Annotated in this window: 20 protein-coding genes and 2 pseudogenes; 15 read left to right on the forward strand and 7 right to left on the reverse strand. The window is 40.9% G+C overall.

Going from position 1 to position 17,059, the window contains the following annotated elements:
• Positions 1-162: 162 nt before the first annotated feature.
• From IQ230_RS24350 to IQ230_RS24360, 4 genes and pseudogenes are all read left to right on the forward strand, one after another.
• On the forward strand, positions 163-402 hold the full coding sequence (locus tag IQ230_RS24350; protein WP_322742561.1) for a type II toxin-antitoxin system Phd/YefM family antitoxin: 240 nt from the start codon (positions 163-165) through the stop codon (positions 400-402).
• Positions 403-818: 416 nt separating this feature from the next.
• Positions 819-1,364, forward strand: a complete 546-nt coding sequence (locus IQ230_RS24355; RefSeq protein ID WP_193934801.1) for a type IV pilin-like G/H family protein — start codon at positions 819-821, stop codon at positions 1,362-1,364.
• A 90-nt stretch (positions 1,365-1,454) separates the two neighbouring features.
• Positions 1,455-1,577, forward strand: a pseudogene (locus IQ230_RS28020) (hypothetical protein); the annotation flags it as partial.
• A gap of 27 nt (positions 1,578-1,604) precedes the next feature.
• Positions 1,605-2,000 carry a type IV pilin-like G/H family protein gene (locus IQ230_RS24360; RefSeq protein ID WP_407646711.1) on the forward strand — a complete coding sequence of 132 codons (396 nt, stop codon included), beginning with the start codon at positions 1,605-1,607 and terminating at the stop codon, positions 1,998-2,000.
• Between the two features lie 97 nt (positions 2,001-2,097).
• Here the strand turns inward: IQ230_RS24360 and IQ230_RS24365 are convergent, their stop codons facing one another.
• A complete protein-coding gene (locus IQ230_RS24365; protein WP_193934802.1) occupies positions 2,098-2,463 on the reverse strand; it encodes a hypothetical protein in 366 nt (121 codons plus the stop codon).
• Between the two features lie 115 nt (positions 2,464-2,578).
• Here IQ230_RS24365 and IQ230_RS24370 point away from each other — a divergent pair, with 115 nt between their 5' ends.
• From IQ230_RS24370 to IQ230_RS24395, 6 genes and pseudogenes are all read left to right on the forward strand, one after another.
• Entirely contained in the window at positions 2,579-2,818 is a 240-nt protein-coding gene (locus tag IQ230_RS24370; protein ID WP_322742562.1) for a nucleotidyltransferase domain-containing protein, read from the forward strand.
• Positions 2,815-3,204, forward strand: a pseudogene (locus tag IQ230_RS28025) (HEPN domain-containing protein). The gene IQ230_RS24370 and the pseudogene IQ230_RS28025 overlap by 4 nt, the downstream one beginning before the upstream one ends.
• Before the next feature lie 206 nt (positions 3,205-3,410).
• Entirely contained in the window at positions 3,411-3,635 is a 225-nt protein-coding gene (locus tag IQ230_RS24380) for a DUF433 domain-containing protein (protein WP_193934803.1), read from the forward strand.
• Entirely contained in the window at positions 3,632-3,970 is a 339-nt protein-coding gene (locus IQ230_RS24385) for a DUF5615 family PIN-like protein (RefSeq protein WP_193934804.1), read from the forward strand. The genes IQ230_RS24380 and IQ230_RS24385 overlap by 4 nt, the downstream gene beginning before the upstream one ends.
• 309 nt (positions 3,971-4,279) lie before the next feature.
• A complete protein-coding gene (locus IQ230_RS24390; RefSeq protein ID WP_193934805.1) occupies positions 4,280-4,852 on the forward strand; it encodes a Uma2 family endonuclease in 573 nt (190 codons plus the stop codon).
• A gap of 158 nt (positions 4,853-5,010) precedes the next feature.
• Positions 5,011-5,790 carry a class I SAM-dependent methyltransferase gene (locus IQ230_RS24395; protein ID WP_193934806.1) on the forward strand — a complete coding sequence of 260 codons (780 nt, stop codon included), beginning with the start codon at positions 5,011-5,013 and terminating at the stop codon, positions 5,788-5,790.
• 1 nt (position 5,791) lies between these two features.
• Here the strand turns inward: IQ230_RS24395 and IQ230_RS24400 are convergent, their stop codons facing one another.
• The 4 genes from IQ230_RS24400 to IQ230_RS24415 form a co-directional block, all read right to left on the reverse strand.
• Complete coding sequence (locus tag IQ230_RS24400; protein WP_193934807.1) at positions 5,792-6,424, reverse strand: hypothetical protein; 633 nt, start codon at positions 6,422-6,424, stop codon at positions 5,792-5,794.
• Positions 6,425-6,539: 115 nt separating this feature from the next.
• The gene (locus IQ230_RS24405) at positions 6,540-7,871 is read right to left on the reverse strand and encodes a cytochrome P450 (protein WP_193934808.1); all 1,332 of its coding nucleotides are present in this window, start codon (positions 7,869-7,871) and stop codon (positions 6,540-6,542) included.
• A gap of 6 nt (positions 7,872-7,877) precedes the next feature.
• A complete protein-coding gene (gene ilvD / locus IQ230_RS24410) occupies positions 7,878-9,563 on the reverse strand; it encodes a dihydroxy-acid dehydratase (RefSeq protein WP_193934809.1) in 1,686 nt (561 codons plus the stop codon).
• A 223-nt stretch (positions 9,564-9,786) separates the two neighbouring features.
• On the reverse strand, positions 9,787-10,206 hold the full coding sequence (locus tag IQ230_RS24415; RefSeq protein WP_193934810.1) for a pentapeptide repeat-containing protein: 420 nt from the start codon (positions 10,204-10,206) through the stop codon (positions 9,787-9,789).
• Positions 10,207-10,389: 183 nt separating this feature from the next.
• On the opposite strand from IQ230_RS24415, the gene IQ230_RS24420 reads away from it, so the two are divergent.
• From IQ230_RS24420 to IQ230_RS24435, 4 genes are read left to right on the forward strand one after another with little or no spacing between them, the layout of a single operon-like run.
• Positions 10,390-10,767 (forward strand): VOC family protein, encoded by a 378-nt coding sequence (locus IQ230_RS24420; RefSeq protein ID WP_193934811.1) that lies wholly within the window; start codon positions 10,390-10,392, stop codon positions 10,765-10,767.
• A 17-nt stretch (positions 10,768-10,784) separates the two neighbouring features.
• Positions 10,785-12,065 (forward strand): recombinase family protein, encoded by a 1,281-nt coding sequence (locus tag IQ230_RS24425; RefSeq protein WP_193934812.1) that lies wholly within the window; start codon positions 10,785-10,787, stop codon positions 12,063-12,065.
• A 9-nt stretch (positions 12,066-12,074) separates the two neighbouring features.
• Positions 12,075-12,359, forward strand: coding sequence for a BrnT family toxin (locus tag IQ230_RS24430; protein ID WP_193934813.1), 285 nt, complete (start codon positions 12,075-12,077; stop codon positions 12,357-12,359).
• Complete coding sequence (locus tag IQ230_RS24435; protein ID WP_193934814.1) at positions 12,343-12,660, forward strand: hypothetical protein; 318 nt, start codon at positions 12,343-12,345, stop codon at positions 12,658-12,660. The genes IQ230_RS24430 and IQ230_RS24435 overlap by 17 nt, the downstream gene beginning before the upstream one ends.
• A gap of 49 nt (positions 12,661-12,709) precedes the next feature.
• Here the strand turns inward: IQ230_RS24435 and IQ230_RS24440 are convergent, their stop codons facing one another.
• Positions 12,710-14,485: an ABC transporter ATP-binding protein gene (locus tag IQ230_RS24440; RefSeq protein WP_193934815.1), complete on the reverse strand. Its 1,776-nt coding sequence runs from the start codon at positions 14,483-14,485 to the stop codon at positions 12,710-12,712.
• A gap of 405 nt (positions 14,486-14,890) precedes the next feature.
• Here IQ230_RS24440 and IQ230_RS24445 point away from each other — a divergent pair, with 405 nt between their 5' ends.
• The gene (locus tag IQ230_RS24445; protein ID WP_193934816.1) at positions 14,891-15,598 is read left to right on the forward strand and encodes a tetratricopeptide repeat protein; all 708 of its coding nucleotides are present in this window, start codon (positions 14,891-14,893) and stop codon (positions 15,596-15,598) included.
• A gap of 735 nt (positions 15,599-16,333) precedes the next feature.
• Here the strand turns inward: IQ230_RS24445 and IQ230_RS24450 are convergent.
• The gene (locus IQ230_RS24450) at positions 16,334-16,933 is read right to left on the reverse strand and encodes a Uma2 family endonuclease (protein WP_193934817.1); all 600 of its coding nucleotides are present in this window, start codon (positions 16,931-16,933) and stop codon (positions 16,334-16,336) included.
• Positions 16,934-17,059 lie beyond the last annotated feature (126 nt).

Consider the following 17,059-nt stretch of genomic DNA (forward strand, 5'->3'; position numbering starts at 1 on the left):
CCCCAACTACTGCATTCAGGGTTGATCTTCTCATTGCCACTGCACTCGATTTAATTAATCCCGTGCATTTGAAAAACTGGTTTACTCACTGTTGCTACTGTGCCTCATAAAACTGCAATAGGCTGTAAGTAATAACTTAGGCGTAACTGTAGAATGCTTTATGTGGAACTGCCACAAGCACAAGCAGAGTTGGCACAATTGCTAGGTCAAGTTTTATCTGGAGAAGAAGTTATTATTTCTCAAGCTGGTACTCCGATTGCGCGAATAGTACCAATTGTTAAGCCATCACCGCGAATTCCAGGCTTGGATCGCGATCAGGTCGTCATCGCTTCTGATTTTGATGATCCCTTACCAGAAGATATTCTTAATGACTTTCTTTGCGCTGTAGATCAGGTAGAATGAGAGCAATACTCGATACGCATACGTTTCTTTGGTGGGTTACAGATGATTCTAGGCTTTCCTCGCAGGTGCGGAGTTTAATCATCGAACCTAGTAATGTATTTTATTTGAGTGCTGCGAGTGCATAGGAAATTGTCATCACAGATAATCGCTGCTCATCTCTCCATTTAGCTAGCTTAGATAGATAGGAGAAAAACTGAGGAAAATACTGACTTTGCTAAAATATTTTATACAACACTGGTTTTTCTATTCTTGCAAAACTCTATATTGCTGTGTAGGTAAGGGTTGTAACTCTATGTATCAAAACTCCAGATATAAAGTTAAAAAATTTTCTGGGGGGTGATATGTATTTGGTTAGAAGTGGGCAAGTTATATCTAGAGGTTAAAAGTTAAATATATACCGAAAGGAAGAACTCACCATGAAAACCGAACTAAAAGTAAAGTTTCTACAACACTTGACCGGAAAGAAAAAAGAAGAAGGTTTTACATTAATTGAATTACTTGTAGTCATCATCATTATTGGTATTCTATCTGCTATCGCTCTACCTTCTTTCCTCAACCAATCTGCTAAAGCCCGTGCATCTGAAGCAAGAACAAATGTAGGTGCAATGAATAGAGCGCAGCAAGCTTATTATCTTGAGAATCAGAAATTTGCCGAAGATGAATCTGGTGATGATGCAGAAACTGCAATTGAAAAACTAAGTGTTGGGATCAAAGACTCTGTAAATTATGCTTACACAGCAACTAGCACTGATCCTGCAGAAGATGTGATAAACCAGGCAGCGGCACTCAATAAAGATCTTAAAGGTCACATTGGTGGTGTATTTAGTGTTGAGGGACAAACCCCATCAGTTTTATGTCAAGCTAACGATGCTGGTCTTACAACAGAAGTTGAAATGGCTTCACCAGCAATTGAGGAGGGAGAAGCTACATGTCAAGGTGAAACAACTCCAGTTGGAGGTTAAGCTTCGGACTTAGTTAAGTTAATGTATTGAAGTTCTATAAAAGGAGGGTAGTTTTTTATCTACCCTCCTCTTTTGATATTGGTTACAAGTGTGTCTTGCATATCCATCATACAAATAGTCAGAAATGAAGATAAAGTTTTTACAATTTTCAAAAAAACTAATAAAAACAGTAATACAGGTTTTACGCTAATTGAATTACTCGTTATAATCATTATTATTGGCATTCTCTCCGCAATTGCGATGCCTTCTTTTCTTGGTCAAACTACAAAAGCACGACAATCAGAAGCCAAAACTAATGTTGGTGCAATGAATCGCGCTCAGCAGACATACTATTTTGAAAATCAAACGTTTGTAGAAGATACTAATGATACTAATGCTATTGGGAAATTAGGCATTGGTGTAGAAGATAGTGTTAACTATATTTACTCAGCAACAGCAATTAACAATATTCAAAGAGGAGTTGCTAATAAAGCAAAAGCAAATAATTCTGAGCTTAAAGGTTATGCTGGTGGTGTATTTACAGCGTCAGAACTTAGTCAAGCAATTTTATGCGAGGCAAATAATCAAGGAATGGGAGTTGTAGCGAGTCCAACTGATGCAAATAATTGTGGTGGTGGGTCGAGTAAGATTAAATAATAGGTAATAGTTGTTATTTGTGTAGGATACTGTTGTTGAAGAATTGAAAGTATTTTACTCAAAGAACAGTGTGAATGTGGTTACACTTGAGGTAGTATTATGCACGATCGCTGTGGTTTTTGGAATAAGTATGATCGCTTGAAGTAATGTGTGATGTGCGATCGCCTGTGAGTAAGACTTTCTGATGAGTGCGATCATTCTTAGTGGGTACGGTGTGCGATCGCCTGTAGGTGATGTTTTTGTTATGGGTACGATCTTCTTTAGATAATGTGTGAAGTGCGATCGCCTGTAGGTGATGTTTTTCAAATGAAGTGCGATCACTTGAGGTATTGTGTGAAGATCGCCTGTAGGTGATATTTTTGTTGTAGGTGCGATCGCTTTTAGTGGTGCGCTTGGCATAATTGTATATTAGTTGACGAGTAGAGCGATCGCAGGATATGCCCCGATATTTTGTATGTAGCATTAAATGGAATTGACTATCTTAACGATTCAAGGCAATGAACAACAAAGTCAAAGTAGTTCTAGCACAATTACGACGCTACCTAGAAACACTCTATGCCTCATAGCTTGAGCGAGTAGTGCTCTATGGTTCTCAAGCACGAGGTGATGCTAAACCTGATTCTGATATTGATGTTTTGATTGTTCTCAAACAACCTTTCAACTATAGTGATGAAATCGAGCGATTGAGCTTTATTGTCAGTCCAATTTGTTTAGAGCATAATGTTGTCATTAGTTATGCTTTTGTCAATGTACAGCAATTGCAACAAGGCAACAACGCTTTCTTTCGCAATGTACAGCGAGAAGGTGTTTTTGTATGACTCCTGAACAACAGGGCTTGTTAGAAAAGGCAAGTCATAGCTTGCAAGCTGCCAAACTACTTAATGCACAACAACTAGCAGAATTTGCAGTATCGCGTGCCTACTATGCAACGTTTTATATTGCAGAAGCCTTACTAGAAGGTGAAGGTTTGACTTATTCCAAGCATTCAGCAGTAATTGCTGCTTTTGGTTAGCAGTTTGCTAAAACTGGGCGCGTTCCAGTAGAATTTCATCGCTATTTAATTGCCGCTGAACAAAGCCGAATTCGAGCGGATTATAATATTGAGCCAAATTTGACTCAAGCAGATGCTGCACAGATAATCGAACGTGCTCAAGCATTTCTGACATATGTTCAACAACTGAATTCATCGCCACCTAATTCATAATATGCGATCACCTGCAATTGATGTTTTTGTTGTAGATGCGATCTTCTTTAGGTATTGTGTGAAATGCAATCGCAGTCATTCAAGGTGATTCAGGGTATAGCTTCTGACCTTTAAATAAGGTACAAGTAGACGAGGAGTTGTTTTTTGAGAAGATGTATCAATATCCTTTTCGCTATTATTAATGCTGAGTTGAGAAAGGACATAAAATGACGAAGCTACTTGAACGAATCACTGTAAATCCTAAACAGTGTGGTGGTCGCCCTTGTATTCGTGGTATGAGAATTAGAGTATCAGATGTCTTGGATTTGTTTGCCGCAGGGCTTAGCGCCGAACAGATTTTAGAGGAACTACCTGATCTAGAAATGGAAGACTTGAGAGCAGCACTTGCATACGCTGCACGTAAACTGAATCACCCTGTGTTGAGTGCATGACAATTTGGATTGATGCACAATTATCGCCGGCGATCGCAACTTGGATTACAAACACGTTTGGAGTTTTAGCAGTAGCACTACGCGATCTTGGATTGAGAGATGCTGAAGATTGTGAAATCTTTGAGGCTGCAAAAGCTCAAAAAGCAATACTTATGACCAAAGATAGCGATTTTGTAGATTTGGTTTACCGACTAGGAACACCACCGCAAATCATTTGGTTAACGTGTGGAAATACATCAAATGCGCGGTTATGTGAGATTCTCAGTTTAACCTTACCAAAAGCCTTGGAGCTACTAGAGACTGGCGAAATGTTGGTAGAAATTAGCGCAAATTAACACAGCAATATTGTTGTTCATGCACATACAAGTTACTTGTTCTCTCAGGAGCGATCGCTCAAACTATGAGCAATGAACTTTCAAACAAAGTGCGATCGCCTATGGCAGTGTGCTACGCGCGATCGCGTTTATCTTTATGAGGATACTGGGTGCGATCGCTTCTATAGTAATAGTCAGTAGCAACCAAACAAAGCCAAATTGAAGTAAAATCCTGCCTAAGATTAACAGCAACGAAGTAAATAGAATGCTATCGCTGGGGGAATAGGTGATACATTTGAACCAGAAGGATTGCCTGTAGATTAGACAGCAATGAACAGCAGCCTAACTATAAATTCATTAAAGCTTTCGGATGCAGACTTTGAACGTATTGTCCGAGCTAATCCAGAGTGGAATTTTGAACAAACGGCAGCAGGAGATTTAGTTGTTGTACCACCGACAGGAGGAACCTCTGGAAACAAAAATAGCAACCTTAGCTACCAATTAGAGGCTTGGAATTTGGCTAGCGATGCAGGAAAAACTTTTGATTCCAACACCATGTTTGTTTTACCCAATAATGCTAAGCGAATGCCAGATGCTTCTTGGGTGAGGCAAGATCGCTGGGATGCTCTTACCCCGCAGCAGCAAGATGGCTACCCGCCTCTATGCCCTGACTTTGTAGTAGAACTACGTTCTCCAACCGATAGTTTTGAACAGTTGCAAGCCAAGATGCAAGAATATATAAAGAATGGGGCACGTTTGGGTTGGTTAATTAATCCGCAAGACCGCCAAGTTGAAATCTACCGTCAAGCACAGCCGGTAGAAGTTTTGCAAGCTCCTTCAACTTTATCTGGTGAAGATGTGTTGCCAGGATTTGTGTTAAATTTACAGCACATTTTTGCCTGAGTTTGGCTTTGTCAGTTCTGATGACTTTTATAAATACTTGAGGCAGTGCGATTGCATTTATAGTGCTGCGCTAGGCGCAATCGCTTTCGATGATATGCCAAGTGCAATCGTAAATAGTTCTATATTAAAGATTGCGATCGGTTTCTTTACAATCAGCCATGAGCAATCTTAATAATGCCACGCAGCTACACCTGATGAATCCGCTGACACGTTTTACCGATCGAGCATCAGATTATGCAAAATATCGCCCTAGTTACCCGCATGAGGCTATAGAAGTCATTCTGCAAGGATTATCATCACCAATTGTCGCAGCTGATATTGGTGCAGGAACGGGTATTTCCTCGCGATTATTAGCACAGCAAGGAGTCAAGGTTATTGCCATTGAACCTAATGCAGCAATGCGCCAAGCAGCAGAGTCTCATCAACTAGTAGAATTTCGGGATGGAACTGCAGAAGCAACTTGCTTACCTAATAACTCTGTTAACTTAGTCACTTGCTTTCAATCATTTCACTGGTTTAACCCTGAGACAACTTTAGAAGAATTCCATCGTATCTTGAAACCATTAGGACGCTTAGCACTCGTCTGGAACGAACGCGATCGCCAAGACGCATTTACTGCCGAATACATTCAATTGATAAGTGAAGTTTCCAATCATCACCCTATTGAATCATCACGCCTCAAATCAGTAGAACCATTATTTGCAACACCATATTTTGTTAATATTCAAAAACACGAGTTTGCCTACAAACAAGCCTTAGATTTATCTGGACTGATTGGTTGTGCTTCAAGTGTTTCCTATGTGTCACGAGAAGAATCAGCACAGCAGTATCTAATCACAAAGCTACAAGAGTTGTACAATCGCAGTTGTGACAAACAAGGCTTAATTTATATCGTCTACCGTACTAGTATCTATCTTGCAGAACCTCAAATTAACTAGTTTAAGAAAGGGTAATATTTTTTTCGTCTCTTACCAAAATTTCCATCAATGCTTTTAGAAGTTCATTTTGTTCTTTTTGAATTGCCTCTAATCTATGAGAAATTTCGGCAATTTGTTGAGATTTATCTTTAATGATTTGAGTATTTTGCGATAAAGTAAGTTGTTCGGGTATTGGATGGCGTGGTAATCTATTCAATACTATATTTGCTAAATTACCTAAGGTGTGAACAACAACAATAAATACTCCTTGAAGTAGCTTTAATGGGGTTTGTAATACAGCCGTTGCAATTTTATCAATCAGACGACCAATTGATTTAATTAAACTCCAAGCGATCGCAACAGCAAACAGCAAAACAATTAAGCTAATAACAGGGTGTTCAGTTGCCCAAATGAGAGTTTGCACTAAATGTAAAATTGCCGGATGATCTTGTAGCCAATTGCTTGTAGAAGATGAGATCGCTTTATTTGCTGCGCTTTGCGTAATCGCATTTTGAATGTCTATTTTTTCTGTTAATGTATCTTTTACTTGTTGCGTAGTTGTTTGTATGCGATCGGTAGCTCTAAATAAAATGTCTTTTACCTGGTCAATACTGTGATATACTTTTTGTTGTAACTCGCTGTTTACTGTTGTCATAGTAAAAGCACCTCATAAGTAAAAATATTAAAATCTGAGACTGGTAATAGGTAATGAGTAATTGAATGAACAATGTATTTAGCAATAACGAATGAGTTGTTACCAATTACCAGCTTTAAGTTATATTCTTACCTACTTTAAGTTTTTGAAATTGGACGCGCAGTCCATCTTGAGGGCGACTGGTAGGAAATCTAGTATCTTCTAAATTTTGATTGGGTAACAATTCCCATTGGTAGTTACGCAATAAATGTGCTGCAATAACTTTCATTTCCATTTTGGCAAACGCGATTCCGACGCAAATTCGCGGTCCACCACCAAAACCAATTAAACTGTAAGGACGCTGTTTGTGTTCTTGACATTGCGGACTAAAACGGTCAGGATTAAAATGCTGTGGTTGAGAATAAACTTCTGCTAGTTGGTGGGTAATTTTAATCGAATACGATACCATCCATCCTGCTGGTACATAATAACCACGAAACTCGAACGGCTTGACGACACCGCGAAATCCGCCTGCAACGGGAGGATGCAACCTTTCAACTTCAGCCAAAACTTGGTCGAGATAAGGCATTTTCCCCAATTGTTCTAGTGAAAATCCCTGCTGGGCTAACTCAAATTGCTCATTTCTTGCCCGTTGTAACACTTCTGGATGAAGTGCTAATTCTAAACACAGCCACGTCAGCATTGCAGTAGTTGTTTCATGACCAGCAAAAAGTAGTAGCATAGCTTGAGCGACAAGTTCGCGATCGCTCATTTGGCTTCCATCTTCATCACGCGCTTGCACGAGTAAACTTAGAGCATCTTTAGTGGGGTTTTGCTGGCGTTCTTTGACAACTTGAGCGAGGTGCTGCAAAATTTGATTGCGTGCGGCGATTGCTTTGCCTAATTTTGTTCCAGGTAAAGGTAGAGGATTAATTGTAAATAAACCATTTGTCAGTGTAGTAAATAGCTGACTCAACCGCGCTACTTCTGTACTCGTATTCGTTCCTAGTAATAGTTGACTTGCAATATCAAAAGTGAGTTGTTTAAACTCTTCATACCAAATAAATTCACATTGCTTTCGCCATTTTTGGAGATATTGTTGCGTAAGTGTCTCCATTGCACCAAAATAACTTTCTAGTGCAACACCGTGCATTGCTGGCATAATCAGACGGCGATTTCTGCGGTGTTCTTCACCATCTTGAACAAATAGTGATTCTCCTAATAGTAACTTAAAATTATCAGGCCACCCCTCCCGCCAAGAGAAATGATCCATATGGCTAGCAAGGACAAATTCTACAGCCTCTGAACCAATCATAAATACAGTAGGTCTACCAATAATCTGCGTTCTAAAAATAGGACCATACTGTTGATAGCGCTTTTCGACAAAATGCGGATCGAAGCGAAACGACAGTGATTCTCCGATTAGAGGTAAACCTGTTTGACCAGGAGGAAGGCGATAATGACTCATGAGTGCTTAATCTAATCCCAAATCAGTGACAGCACCAACGCTGCTAGATGATACTAATTTGGCATATTTTGCTAAAACACCTTTGGTGTAACGCGGTGGACGAGGTTGCCAATTTGCCCGACGCGATCGCAATTCTTCATCAGATACGTGCAGTTGTAATAAGCGTTGTGGTGCATCAATCGTAATTGTGTCACCTTCTTGCACTAATGCGATCGCACCTCCGACAGCTGCTTCTGGGGCAACGTGACCGACTACCATACCATAAGTACCACCGGAAAACCGTCCATCGGTAATTAATCCTACCGAGTCACCCAACCCAGCACCGATAATTGCACTCGTAGGCGCTAGCATTTCGCGCATTCCAGGACCACCTTTAGGACCTTCGTAGCGAATCACAATCACATCACCAGCAACGATTTTACCTGCTAAAATTGCGTCTAAGCAAGCTTCTTCTGATTCAAAGACTCGTGCTGGACCTGTAATAACAGGTTTTTTCACTCCTGTGATTTTCGCAACTGCACCTTCTGTGGCTAAATTGCCACGTAAAATTGCTAAGTGTCCTTGCTGATAGATAGGTTTATCCCACGGGTGAATGACAAATTGATCCGAACGTGGTTCGGCGGGAACATCGGCTAAAACTTCAGCAACAGTTTTCCCTGTTATTGTGAGTGCGTCGCCATGCAGTAAATCATGGACAAGTAGCATTTTCATCACTTGCGGAATCCCACCCGCGCGATGCAAATCTGTCGCTACAAATTGCCCGCTGGGTTTTAAATCACACAACACCGGAACGCGGGCGCGAATTGTTTCAAAGTCATCTAGTGTTAACTCTACTCCTGCTGTGTGGGCGATCGCGAGTAAATGTAACACGGCATTTGTCGAACCACCTACTGCCATAATGACTGATATGGCATTTTCAAAAGCGAGGCGCGTGAGAATTTGTCGGGGTAATAACTGGTTGCGAATGGCTTCTACTAAGACAAATGCAGATTTTTCGGTACTATCGGCTTTTTCTGCATCTTCCGCTGCCATTGTGGAAGAGTAGGGTAAACTCATTCCCATTGCTTCAAACGCAGAAGACATTGTATTAGCAGTATACATTCCCCCGCAGGAACCCGCACCAGGACACGCTTTGCGTTCAACTTCTAATAGTTCGTCGTACGGAATTTTGCCTGCGCTATATTGTCCGACAGCTTCAAATGCACTGACGACCGTTAAATCGCGTCCATTGTGATGACCAGGCTTAATCGTACCACCATACACAAAGATTGCCGGAATATTCATGCGGGCGATCGCAATCATTGCCCCTGGCATATTTTTATCACAACCACCGATTGCGAGGACACCATCCATACTTTGTCCAGTACAGGCGGTTTCAATCGAATCCGCAATCACTTCACGCGACACCAAGGAATATTTCATTCCCTCAGTTCCCATCGAGATACCATCGCTGATGGTGATTGTACCGAATATTTGCGGCATTGCTCCAGCGGCGCGTACTCCAGCTTCAGCGCGTTGTGCGAGTTGATTAATTCCCATATTGCAGGGAGTGATCGTGCTATAACTATTAGCAATTCCGACGATCGCTTTAAGGAAATCATTATCTCCAAACCCTACTGCACGCAGCATTGCACGATTAGGCGATCGCTGTACGCCTTGGGTAACAACGTGGCTTTTAAAATTGTCCGGCATCTTATAATTCCTGATGAGACGCAATGAAAATTGTAGCTATCAGCAAGGGTGAATTACACGACGAATGAATTTTTTACTTACTTTCCAGTATCGGTGTACGTTAGCTACTGTTTCTTGATTGTCTCAAATTTCGTAACGCTTGGTAATAGGTAATGGGTAACTGGGAACGCGGTAATTGATCGGCACCAAGCTGATATTCTCATCACTAGCCACTAACCACTAATCACTCATGAACCGTACCATCTGGCATGATTGTACCTTGCAATTTTGCTCCAGTTAGCGTTGCGCCCCAAATACTTGATCCTTGTAAATCAGCACCACTCAAGTCTGCCATTTTCAGATCAGCCATTTTCAATTCTGCACCACTAAGGTTAGCGCCTTGAAGATTTGCTGCAAATAAATTTGCCCCATTGAGGTTAGCGCCACTCAAATTGGCTTTGCTTAAGTTTGCTTTACTCAAGGAAGCCTCTCTAAAATTAGTACCAACTAAGTCTGCTTGACTCAGATCAGCCTCACTTAGCGATGCTTCACGCAACGAAGCACCACTGAGATTAACTTTTGCTAAGCTAGCACCAAGCAAATTAATGCCTTTAAAATCTCGTTCTCCTGCAATATATTTTGCAATTAACTCTGAAGTATCCATAGCACCCTCTTAAGTGCGATCGCATTTGGCGTTGCGCTGTGCGCAATCGCTTGTATTAGTTTGCAACAAATAAAAAATGCAAGAAGTAAAAAAGAGTACAAGTGATTCAAAATCTAAATATTGATTTCTTTTTGGGCTTCCAGGCAAGATGCCTGTTCCACTAACCACTAACCACTAGCCACTATGCAAATCACTCAATGTCTCCATGCAGCACTTCTTATCACCGACTTGCAACGTGCCGAAGATTTTTATAGCAATGTCTTGGGCTTGTCTAAATCAGCAGCGCGAAACCTCAATTTTCCAGGCGTCTGGTATCAAATCGGTGACTTTCAACTCCACCTAATTGTCGCGCCCACCGTTCCCCCACAAATTCAAAATCCAGAAAAATGGGGACGTAATCCCCATATTTCCTTTGCTGTAGACGACTTAGACGCCGCAAAACAACGGCTAACAGCCCACCACTATCCCATTCAAACCAGCGCCTCCGGTAGATCAGCACTCTTCACCAAAGATCCCGACAACAACATCATTGAACTTTCGCAGCAACTTGCTAACAGCTAATTGCTAATCGCTTATACATGAAAATCATCGCCTACATCTACAGCGATCCTCTTTTAGAAACACCACCCGATCCCACAATTTGGGGTTGGGAAACTGACTGCATCTACCAAGATCTTGGCAAACGCACGCAACTCCAGCAACTTATTAAAGACTGTCAAACCGAAGGCGCATATCTCCTGATCCGCAAAATTCAAGAACTTGGCGATTCAGTACAAGAAGTCAGCGATCGCATCACTCAACTCCAAGCACTAGACATCAAAATCATCACTACCGAACAATCCCACACTACCGATATCCAAACCGACTTAATCCAACTTCTACAAGCGATGCAACGCGAACAACGTAGCCGCCGCATTCGCCAAGGGCACGCCCGCAATCGTATCAACGCCCAACCCCCACCAGGAAAAGCCCCTTACGGTTATCGTCGTGGTAAAGACAAATATGCACTAGATCGCAGTGCTTCTCCCGTCGTCAAAGATTTTTTTGAATACTTCTTGCTATACGGTTCCTTACGCGGTGCAGTACGCCATTTAGCACAAAAATACAACAAGAAAATTTCTGTTACTACTGGGCGACGTTGGTTAACAAATCCTGTCTATCGCGGTGATACTACATATCAAAATGGTGATGTTGTTGCAAATACCCACATTCCTATCATCTCTAGAGAAGAAGCTGCACAAGTCGATCGACTATTACGACGCAATCGGCGTTTACCACCACGCACCGCAAGTGCGCCGCGAAGTCTTGCTGGTTTAGTTGTTTGTCAAGAATGTCACTCACCAATGACCGTAGTGCGCGTCACGACTCATCAAAAAAAGAGTGAGTATCTTTACTTGCGTCCTACACTTTGCCCAAAACGTCCAAAATGTCGCGCGATCGCTTATGCTCAGGTTTTAGAGCAAACAATTGCTACAGTGTGTCAAGAATTACCGCGTGCAGTTGCAGGAATGAATTTTCCGCAGTTAGATGCAGTTAAGGAGTCTTTAAATCGGGCGATCGCATCCAAACAACAAATACTTGCTCAGTTACCCAATTTAATCGCTACTGAAATTTTAGATCCTGAAACCGCACAACTAAGAGATTACAAACTCCGCACCGAAATATCCGAATTACAAACACAACTTGCAACTTTACCACCAGTCAATTTGCGATCTGTTGCGCAAGCTGTTTCAATTCCTCAATTTTGGTTAGATTTATCCGAAGCTGAACGCCGCTTTTATTTTCGCGAATTTATTCGACAAATTCAGTTGATCCGCCAAGATGATAAATGGCATCTGCAAGTGATTTTTGTTTTTTAATCTGACTAGATGGATTCATTACGATTTGAATGGGACGATCAAAAAGCTCAGTTGAATATCAAAAAGCATGGAATCTCCTTTGATGAAGCGGCAACTATTTTTTACGATCCCCACTATCTTGAAGATTACGATGAAGCTCACTCTGACCAAGAAGATCGGTTTAAGATTATTGGTATGTCGAGTAACAGACGCTTGCTAGTCGCCACATACATCCAACGAGTCGATAGAATACGAATGATTAGTTCTAGATTGGCGACAAAAAATGAACGACGAATCTATGAATCACAAATTTGAACAAGATGAAACTGAGGTAGAGAATATGTTGGAGGAATATGACTTCAGCAATGCTAAACCTGGGAGGTATCGAGGATTTCAGGGGTCGTTGATTCGCGTTTTGGAAGACAGTACAGAACAGGTAATTGAGTTGAGATCAACAAACGATCCAAATATTGAACGAGATCAACGGCACCTAAGTTTGCTCTTGGATGCCTTTATTGTGGAATATTTTGAAGCAAAGGCGGGTGAACAAGGGGTTCAAGGGTTAATTAATCAGGTGTTGGCAGAGTATGTCCATAGTCGCAATTCGCACAGCTAAAACTAACAGTATGCCCTATCACTTCCTTGAGGCGAAATGTTTTGACCTTTTAAACCCCAGACTGCACGCGCCACAAACTAGCATAGATGCCATTAAGTGCTAACAGTTCCTCGTGTTTACCCTGTTCGACAACTTCACCTTTATCCATGACATAAATACGATCGCTGTGCCGAATTGTTGAAAGACGATGTGCGATCGCAATTGTTGTCCGATTTTGCGTAATCACGAATAAAGATTTTTGAATCGCTGCTTCAGTTTCATTGTCCACTGCAGATGTCGCTTCATCTAAAATGAGAATTGGTGGATCTTTGAGAATCGCCCGCGCGATCGCGAGGCGCTGCCGTTGTCCGCCCGAAAGTTTTTGACCGCGTTCGCCAACGATAGTATCGTATCCTTGCGGTAGTTGCACAATAAATTCATGTGCCTCTGCTAACTTGGCAGCGTGAATAATATCATCATGACTAGCGTCAAAGTTACCGTAGACAATATTTTCGGCAACTGTACCGTGAAATAGAAACACATCCTGACTTACCCAACCAATGCAACGCCGCAGATCTAGAAGTCGTAACTCCCGAATATCGATGCCATCAACAAGGATTTGTCCCGCTTGGATTTCATAAAAACGCAATAGTAGTTTTACCAGCGTACTTTTACCAGAACCTGTTGCACCAACAATGCCGATATTTGCCCCAGCCGGAATGTGCAATGATAAGTTTTTGAGAACGTGATTGCGATCTTTGTAGGCAAAAGTAATATTATCAAGCCGTACTTCACCTTTTACTGCTTTTAATGGTAACGGATGACTACCTGTAGGAATCGCAGTTGGAGTATCCAATAACCGCATCACGCGTCGGATTGAAGCCATTGCGCGTTGATACTCGTCCATTAGTTGGCTTAAAGACGCAAAAGGCCATAGCAGTAGTTGGACAATAAACACCAAAAAGCCATAGGTTCCCACTGTGATGTTACCATTCACCACGGCAACACCACCAAAAAACAGCGTGGCAATGAAACCCAGAACAACTATCAAGCGAATTAACGGAAAAAAAGCAGCACTAAGTGCGATCGCTTTTTGGTTACTGCGACGATAGGCTTCACTTTCGTCCATAACACGCGATCGCTCATAAGGTTCAGCGGTAAAGCTTTTAATCGTTGCAATCCCTGAGAGGTTATTAGTTAAACGACTACTAATCAAACCTGCTTTTTCACGCATATCAGCGTAGCGCGGTGCAAGTCGATTTTGAAATGCTAATGAACCCCAGAAGATAAAAGGAATCGGTATAATCGCAAACGGAGCCACACTCGGAGCGATAATTGCAAACGAGCCACCGACAGCGAGAACTGTCGTGATAAAATGGATGACTTCTGCTGCTCCCGAATTGAGAAACTGTTCTAATTGATTGATATCATCATTCAAAATTGATAGAAGTATTCCTGTAGAACGTTCTTCAAAGAAATTCAGTTCGAGTTCTTGCAAATGCGTATAAGCATCAAGGCGTAATTCATGCTGGATTGTTTGGGCTAGGTTGCGCCACTGACGATCGTATAAAAATTCAAAAAGTGATTCCAAGCTCCAAATTAACAGTGTCAATAGAGATAGCACCCCAAGCTGCCCTACAATGCTGGTGACACCCAGGCGCGAAATCAAAGAGTTTTCCCGTTCCACCACAACATCCACTGCTACACCAATTAAGTACGATGGTGCTAAGTCACAAAGCGTGTTGAGGATTGTACAGGCGATCGCACTCCATATTTGAGTTCTGTAGCCTTTGGCGTAGCGTAATAACCGTAGAAGTGGGTGTTTTTTACTAACTGAGAAACGCATAATGCTATTTATTTTTATACTTGAATACTGATAACTAGAGGCTGAACATAATATCTATTTGCAAATTTTTACGACATAATTTTTGTTGTAAGCGTAAGGTTAAATTAGTCGAATTAACTGCTGAACGATCTTAATAGTTTTTGAAACATTCAGTCTATCCAAAAACGGCAAATTTTTATCCTAAAAAGGTAACTTTCTGATAAAATCTAATTAATAAAAATTGGTAATTTTAACTGTATGTGTAGTAAAAGACTTGCTGCCTAGTCATATGTACTAAGTAACAACTTTATCTAGTAGTTTTTTGTAAACTTTGGTAAAGATTGCGATCGCTTAAGGCAGAGACGTTACTAAATATCAATAATTAGAAGCAAACTATGATAAATAATGATTCAGGTATTTGAACTCATGAACCTGAAAAGTAAACTTAAATTCAGAGCAGTTCAACCTTTGGGTTATTTGGCACTAGGCTGTGTAACACTTATTAGCACATCTCCTATGGTGCTAGCTAAAGCATATGTGACAAGTCACAACACAATCTCACCTCAGACAGCATTTCCTCATCAGCAATTTCAATTAGCACAGATGGGAGAAAACAGAGACGAAGAACGCACTCGATTCATTCAAGCAGCTGATGCTTTATACAGTCAGGAAAATTTCACAGAAGCCGAAGAAGTTCTACGCAAGTTAATTAAAAGATATCCAAAGTACGCCGTAGCACATTACAAGTTAGGAAACGTCCTATTTCGTCAAGAAAAAGCCGAAGCTGCGATCGCGGCTTATCAACAAGCAATCGAACATAATTCGCGCTATGCCTTAGCTTACAATGCACTCGGTATGGTTCGGGCACGTCAGGGTAGATGGCAAGAAGCAATTGCTGAGTATCAAAAAGCACTAGAAATTAATCCTGAGTATGGTGAAGCTTTAACACATTTAGGACAAGCACTTTGGCAACAAGGGAGACGTGATGAGGCTTTAGTATCCCTAGAAAAAGCTTTAAGTATCTTCAAATCTCAAAATCGCCTCGATCAAACTTATCGCCTAGAACAGTTATTAAGGGAATTAAAATCAGATGATGATCCTTCAGTAGCATACAGCAGATTATTCTCAGGTTAGATGCTGGTAAGTCCAGAAGACGTGTACTCTGTAGGAATTCAATAAAATAACAGCAGTTCTGTTTATATTTATACCAATAACTTAAGCGATCGCACTTCTAGATTGCTTATAGGGTATACGCCTATAGAGAAATTTTTTGCATGGTAGATGCACAAACGACAAACCAGAAGTTTCTCGGTGCAGGTAGATCTGGACCAGTCTTCCTAATTGAGAGAGAATCAAGACGAAAGCATTGCTAGAAAGATATCTGTAGGTGACAAGTTAACTAAGTTAGTTCACTATATCTTTTTAGGAGCACCTAACCTTTATATTTGAAATGAAGATAACATTCAATGTGCTGACTACCGCAGAAAGATTTTAGGGATTTTAGTTGATTATTGGTTCAATTCACAACTAAAAGTCGCAGATGCGATCGCACCAGATGTTCAATATTTAGAACAACATCAAAGTAAACAGAAACCTCTCAAGCGAGTTGAGTGGAGTATTCAATATCAACTCAAAAAAAGGGAAAATTAATCAACAACAAGCCGAATGGTATTCTCGTCATATTTTCCGCTGGTACTTGCGAGAATTAGTAAGGGCTTGGCAGAAAATCTTACGCTTGTTTATCAAGCTGCCTGTTAAAATAATCAATTCGATTTCTGAATAATTATGTAGGTAATTCGCGCCAGAAAGCAGTCTAGTAAGGAAAAACTAACAGAAATTAAATCCAATCAATCAACAATCGACTATTAACTAACAACACACATAAAAGTGTGGCACAAATTCTACTTGTATACTTACATCTTCATAAATTGCTGCGATAGGACAGTAAAAATCAATGCTGGCTAAGGGTATTTCCTGCCCTTGTTCATAAGAGTAAAGTTCCCAACGCCCTTTTTCATTACGACGAAAACACTCGAAATTTATTGTGTCTTGAGAAATCAAGTCATATTCTTGAAGTGACTCTAAGTGACGGTAGTCATTAAATTTTTTACCTCGGTCAGATGCCTCAGTACTTTCTGAAAGTACTTCTACAATTAAGCAAGGATACGACTTAAAATAGTCAGTTTCCTTATCTCGAATATCATAAGTTACTATAACATCAGGATAGTAGTAGCGATTGATAGCTTCGATCCGTGCTTTCATCTCTGCCATGTAGACACGATATCCGCTACCTCGAAGATGATTGCGTAGCAGCATAGACACATTCATCGTAATTGTGACATGAGCGTCACTTGCTTCTGTCATTGCATAAACTTGTCCGTCAATATACTCGTGTTTGACTTGACTTGTCTTCTCAGCTTCTAGATAGTCTTCAGGAGAAAGATAGTATTCGTACTGGCTAGTAATCATACAGCCTATTGCAGTTTTATGAGGCACAGTAGCAACAGTGAGTAAACCAGTTTTTCAAATGCACGGGATTAATTAAATCGAGTGCAGTGGCAATGAGAAGATCAACCCTGAATGCAGTAGTTGGGG

Origin of the sequence: Gloeocapsopsis crepidinum LEGE 06123 (genome assembly GCF_015207655.1) — a bacterium.
In the GTDB taxonomy this organism is placed as follows: domain Bacteria; phylum Cyanobacteriota; class Cyanobacteriia; order Cyanobacteriales; family Chroococcidiopsidaceae; genus Gloeocapsopsis; species Gloeocapsopsis crepidinum.

Coding starts and splice junctions, on each gene's coding strand:
- IQ230_RS24355 (WP_193934801.1), top strand. CDS start 819: ATGAAAACCGAACTAAAAGTAAAGTTTCTACAACACTTGACCGGAAAG.
- IQ230_RS24360 (WP_407646711.1), top strand. CDS start 1,605: ATGCCTTCTTTTCTTGGTCAAACTACAAAAGCACGACAATCAGAAGCC.
- IQ230_RS24365 (WP_193934802.1), bottom strand. CDS start 2,463: ATGCTACATACAAAATATCGGGGCATATCCTGCGATCGCTCTACTCGT.
- IQ230_RS24380 (WP_193934803.1), top strand. CDS start 3,411: ATGACGAAGCTACTTGAACGAATCACTGTAAATCCTAAACAGTGTGGT.
- IQ230_RS24385 (WP_193934804.1), top strand. CDS start 3,632: ATGACAATTTGGATTGATGCACAATTATCGCCGGCGATCGCAACTTGG.
- IQ230_RS24390 (WP_193934805.1), top strand. CDS start 4,280: ATGAACAGCAGCCTAACTATAAATTCATTAAAGCTTTCGGATGCAGAC.
- IQ230_RS24395 (WP_193934806.1), top strand. CDS start 5,011: ATGAGCAATCTTAATAATGCCACGCAGCTACACCTGATGAATCCGCTG.
- IQ230_RS24400 (WP_193934807.1), bottom strand. CDS start 6,424: ATGACAACAGTAAACAGCGAGTTACAACAAAAAGTATATCACAGTATT.
- IQ230_RS24405 (WP_193934808.1), bottom strand. CDS start 7,871: ATGAGTCATTATCGCCTTCCTCCTGGTCAAACAGGTTTACCTCTAATC.
- ilvD (WP_193934809.1), bottom strand. CDS start 9,563: ATGCCGGACAATTTTAAAAGCCACGTTGTTACCCAAGGCGTACAGCGA.
- IQ230_RS24415 (WP_193934810.1), bottom strand. CDS start 10,206: ATGGATACTTCAGAGTTAATTGCAAAATATATTGCAGGAGAACGAGAT.
- IQ230_RS24420 (WP_193934811.1), top strand. CDS start 10,390: ATGCAAATCACTCAATGTCTCCATGCAGCACTTCTTATCACCGACTTG.
- IQ230_RS24425 (WP_193934812.1), top strand. CDS start 10,785: ATGAAAATCATCGCCTACATCTACAGCGATCCTCTTTTAGAAACACCA.
- IQ230_RS24430 (WP_193934813.1), top strand. CDS start 12,075: ATGGATTCATTACGATTTGAATGGGACGATCAAAAAGCTCAGTTGAAT.
- IQ230_RS24435 (WP_193934814.1), top strand. CDS start 12,343: ATGAATCACAAATTTGAACAAGATGAAACTGAGGTAGAGAATATGTTG.
- IQ230_RS24440 (WP_193934815.1), bottom strand. CDS start 14,485: ATGCGTTTCTCAGTTAGTAAAAAACACCCACTTCTACGGTTATTACGC.
- IQ230_RS24445 (WP_193934816.1), top strand. CDS start 14,891: ATGAACCTGAAAAGTAAACTTAAATTCAGAGCAGTTCAACCTTTGGGT.
- IQ230_RS24450 (WP_193934817.1), bottom strand. CDS start 16,933: ATGATTACTAGCCAGTACGAATACTATCTTTCTCCTGAAGACTATCTA.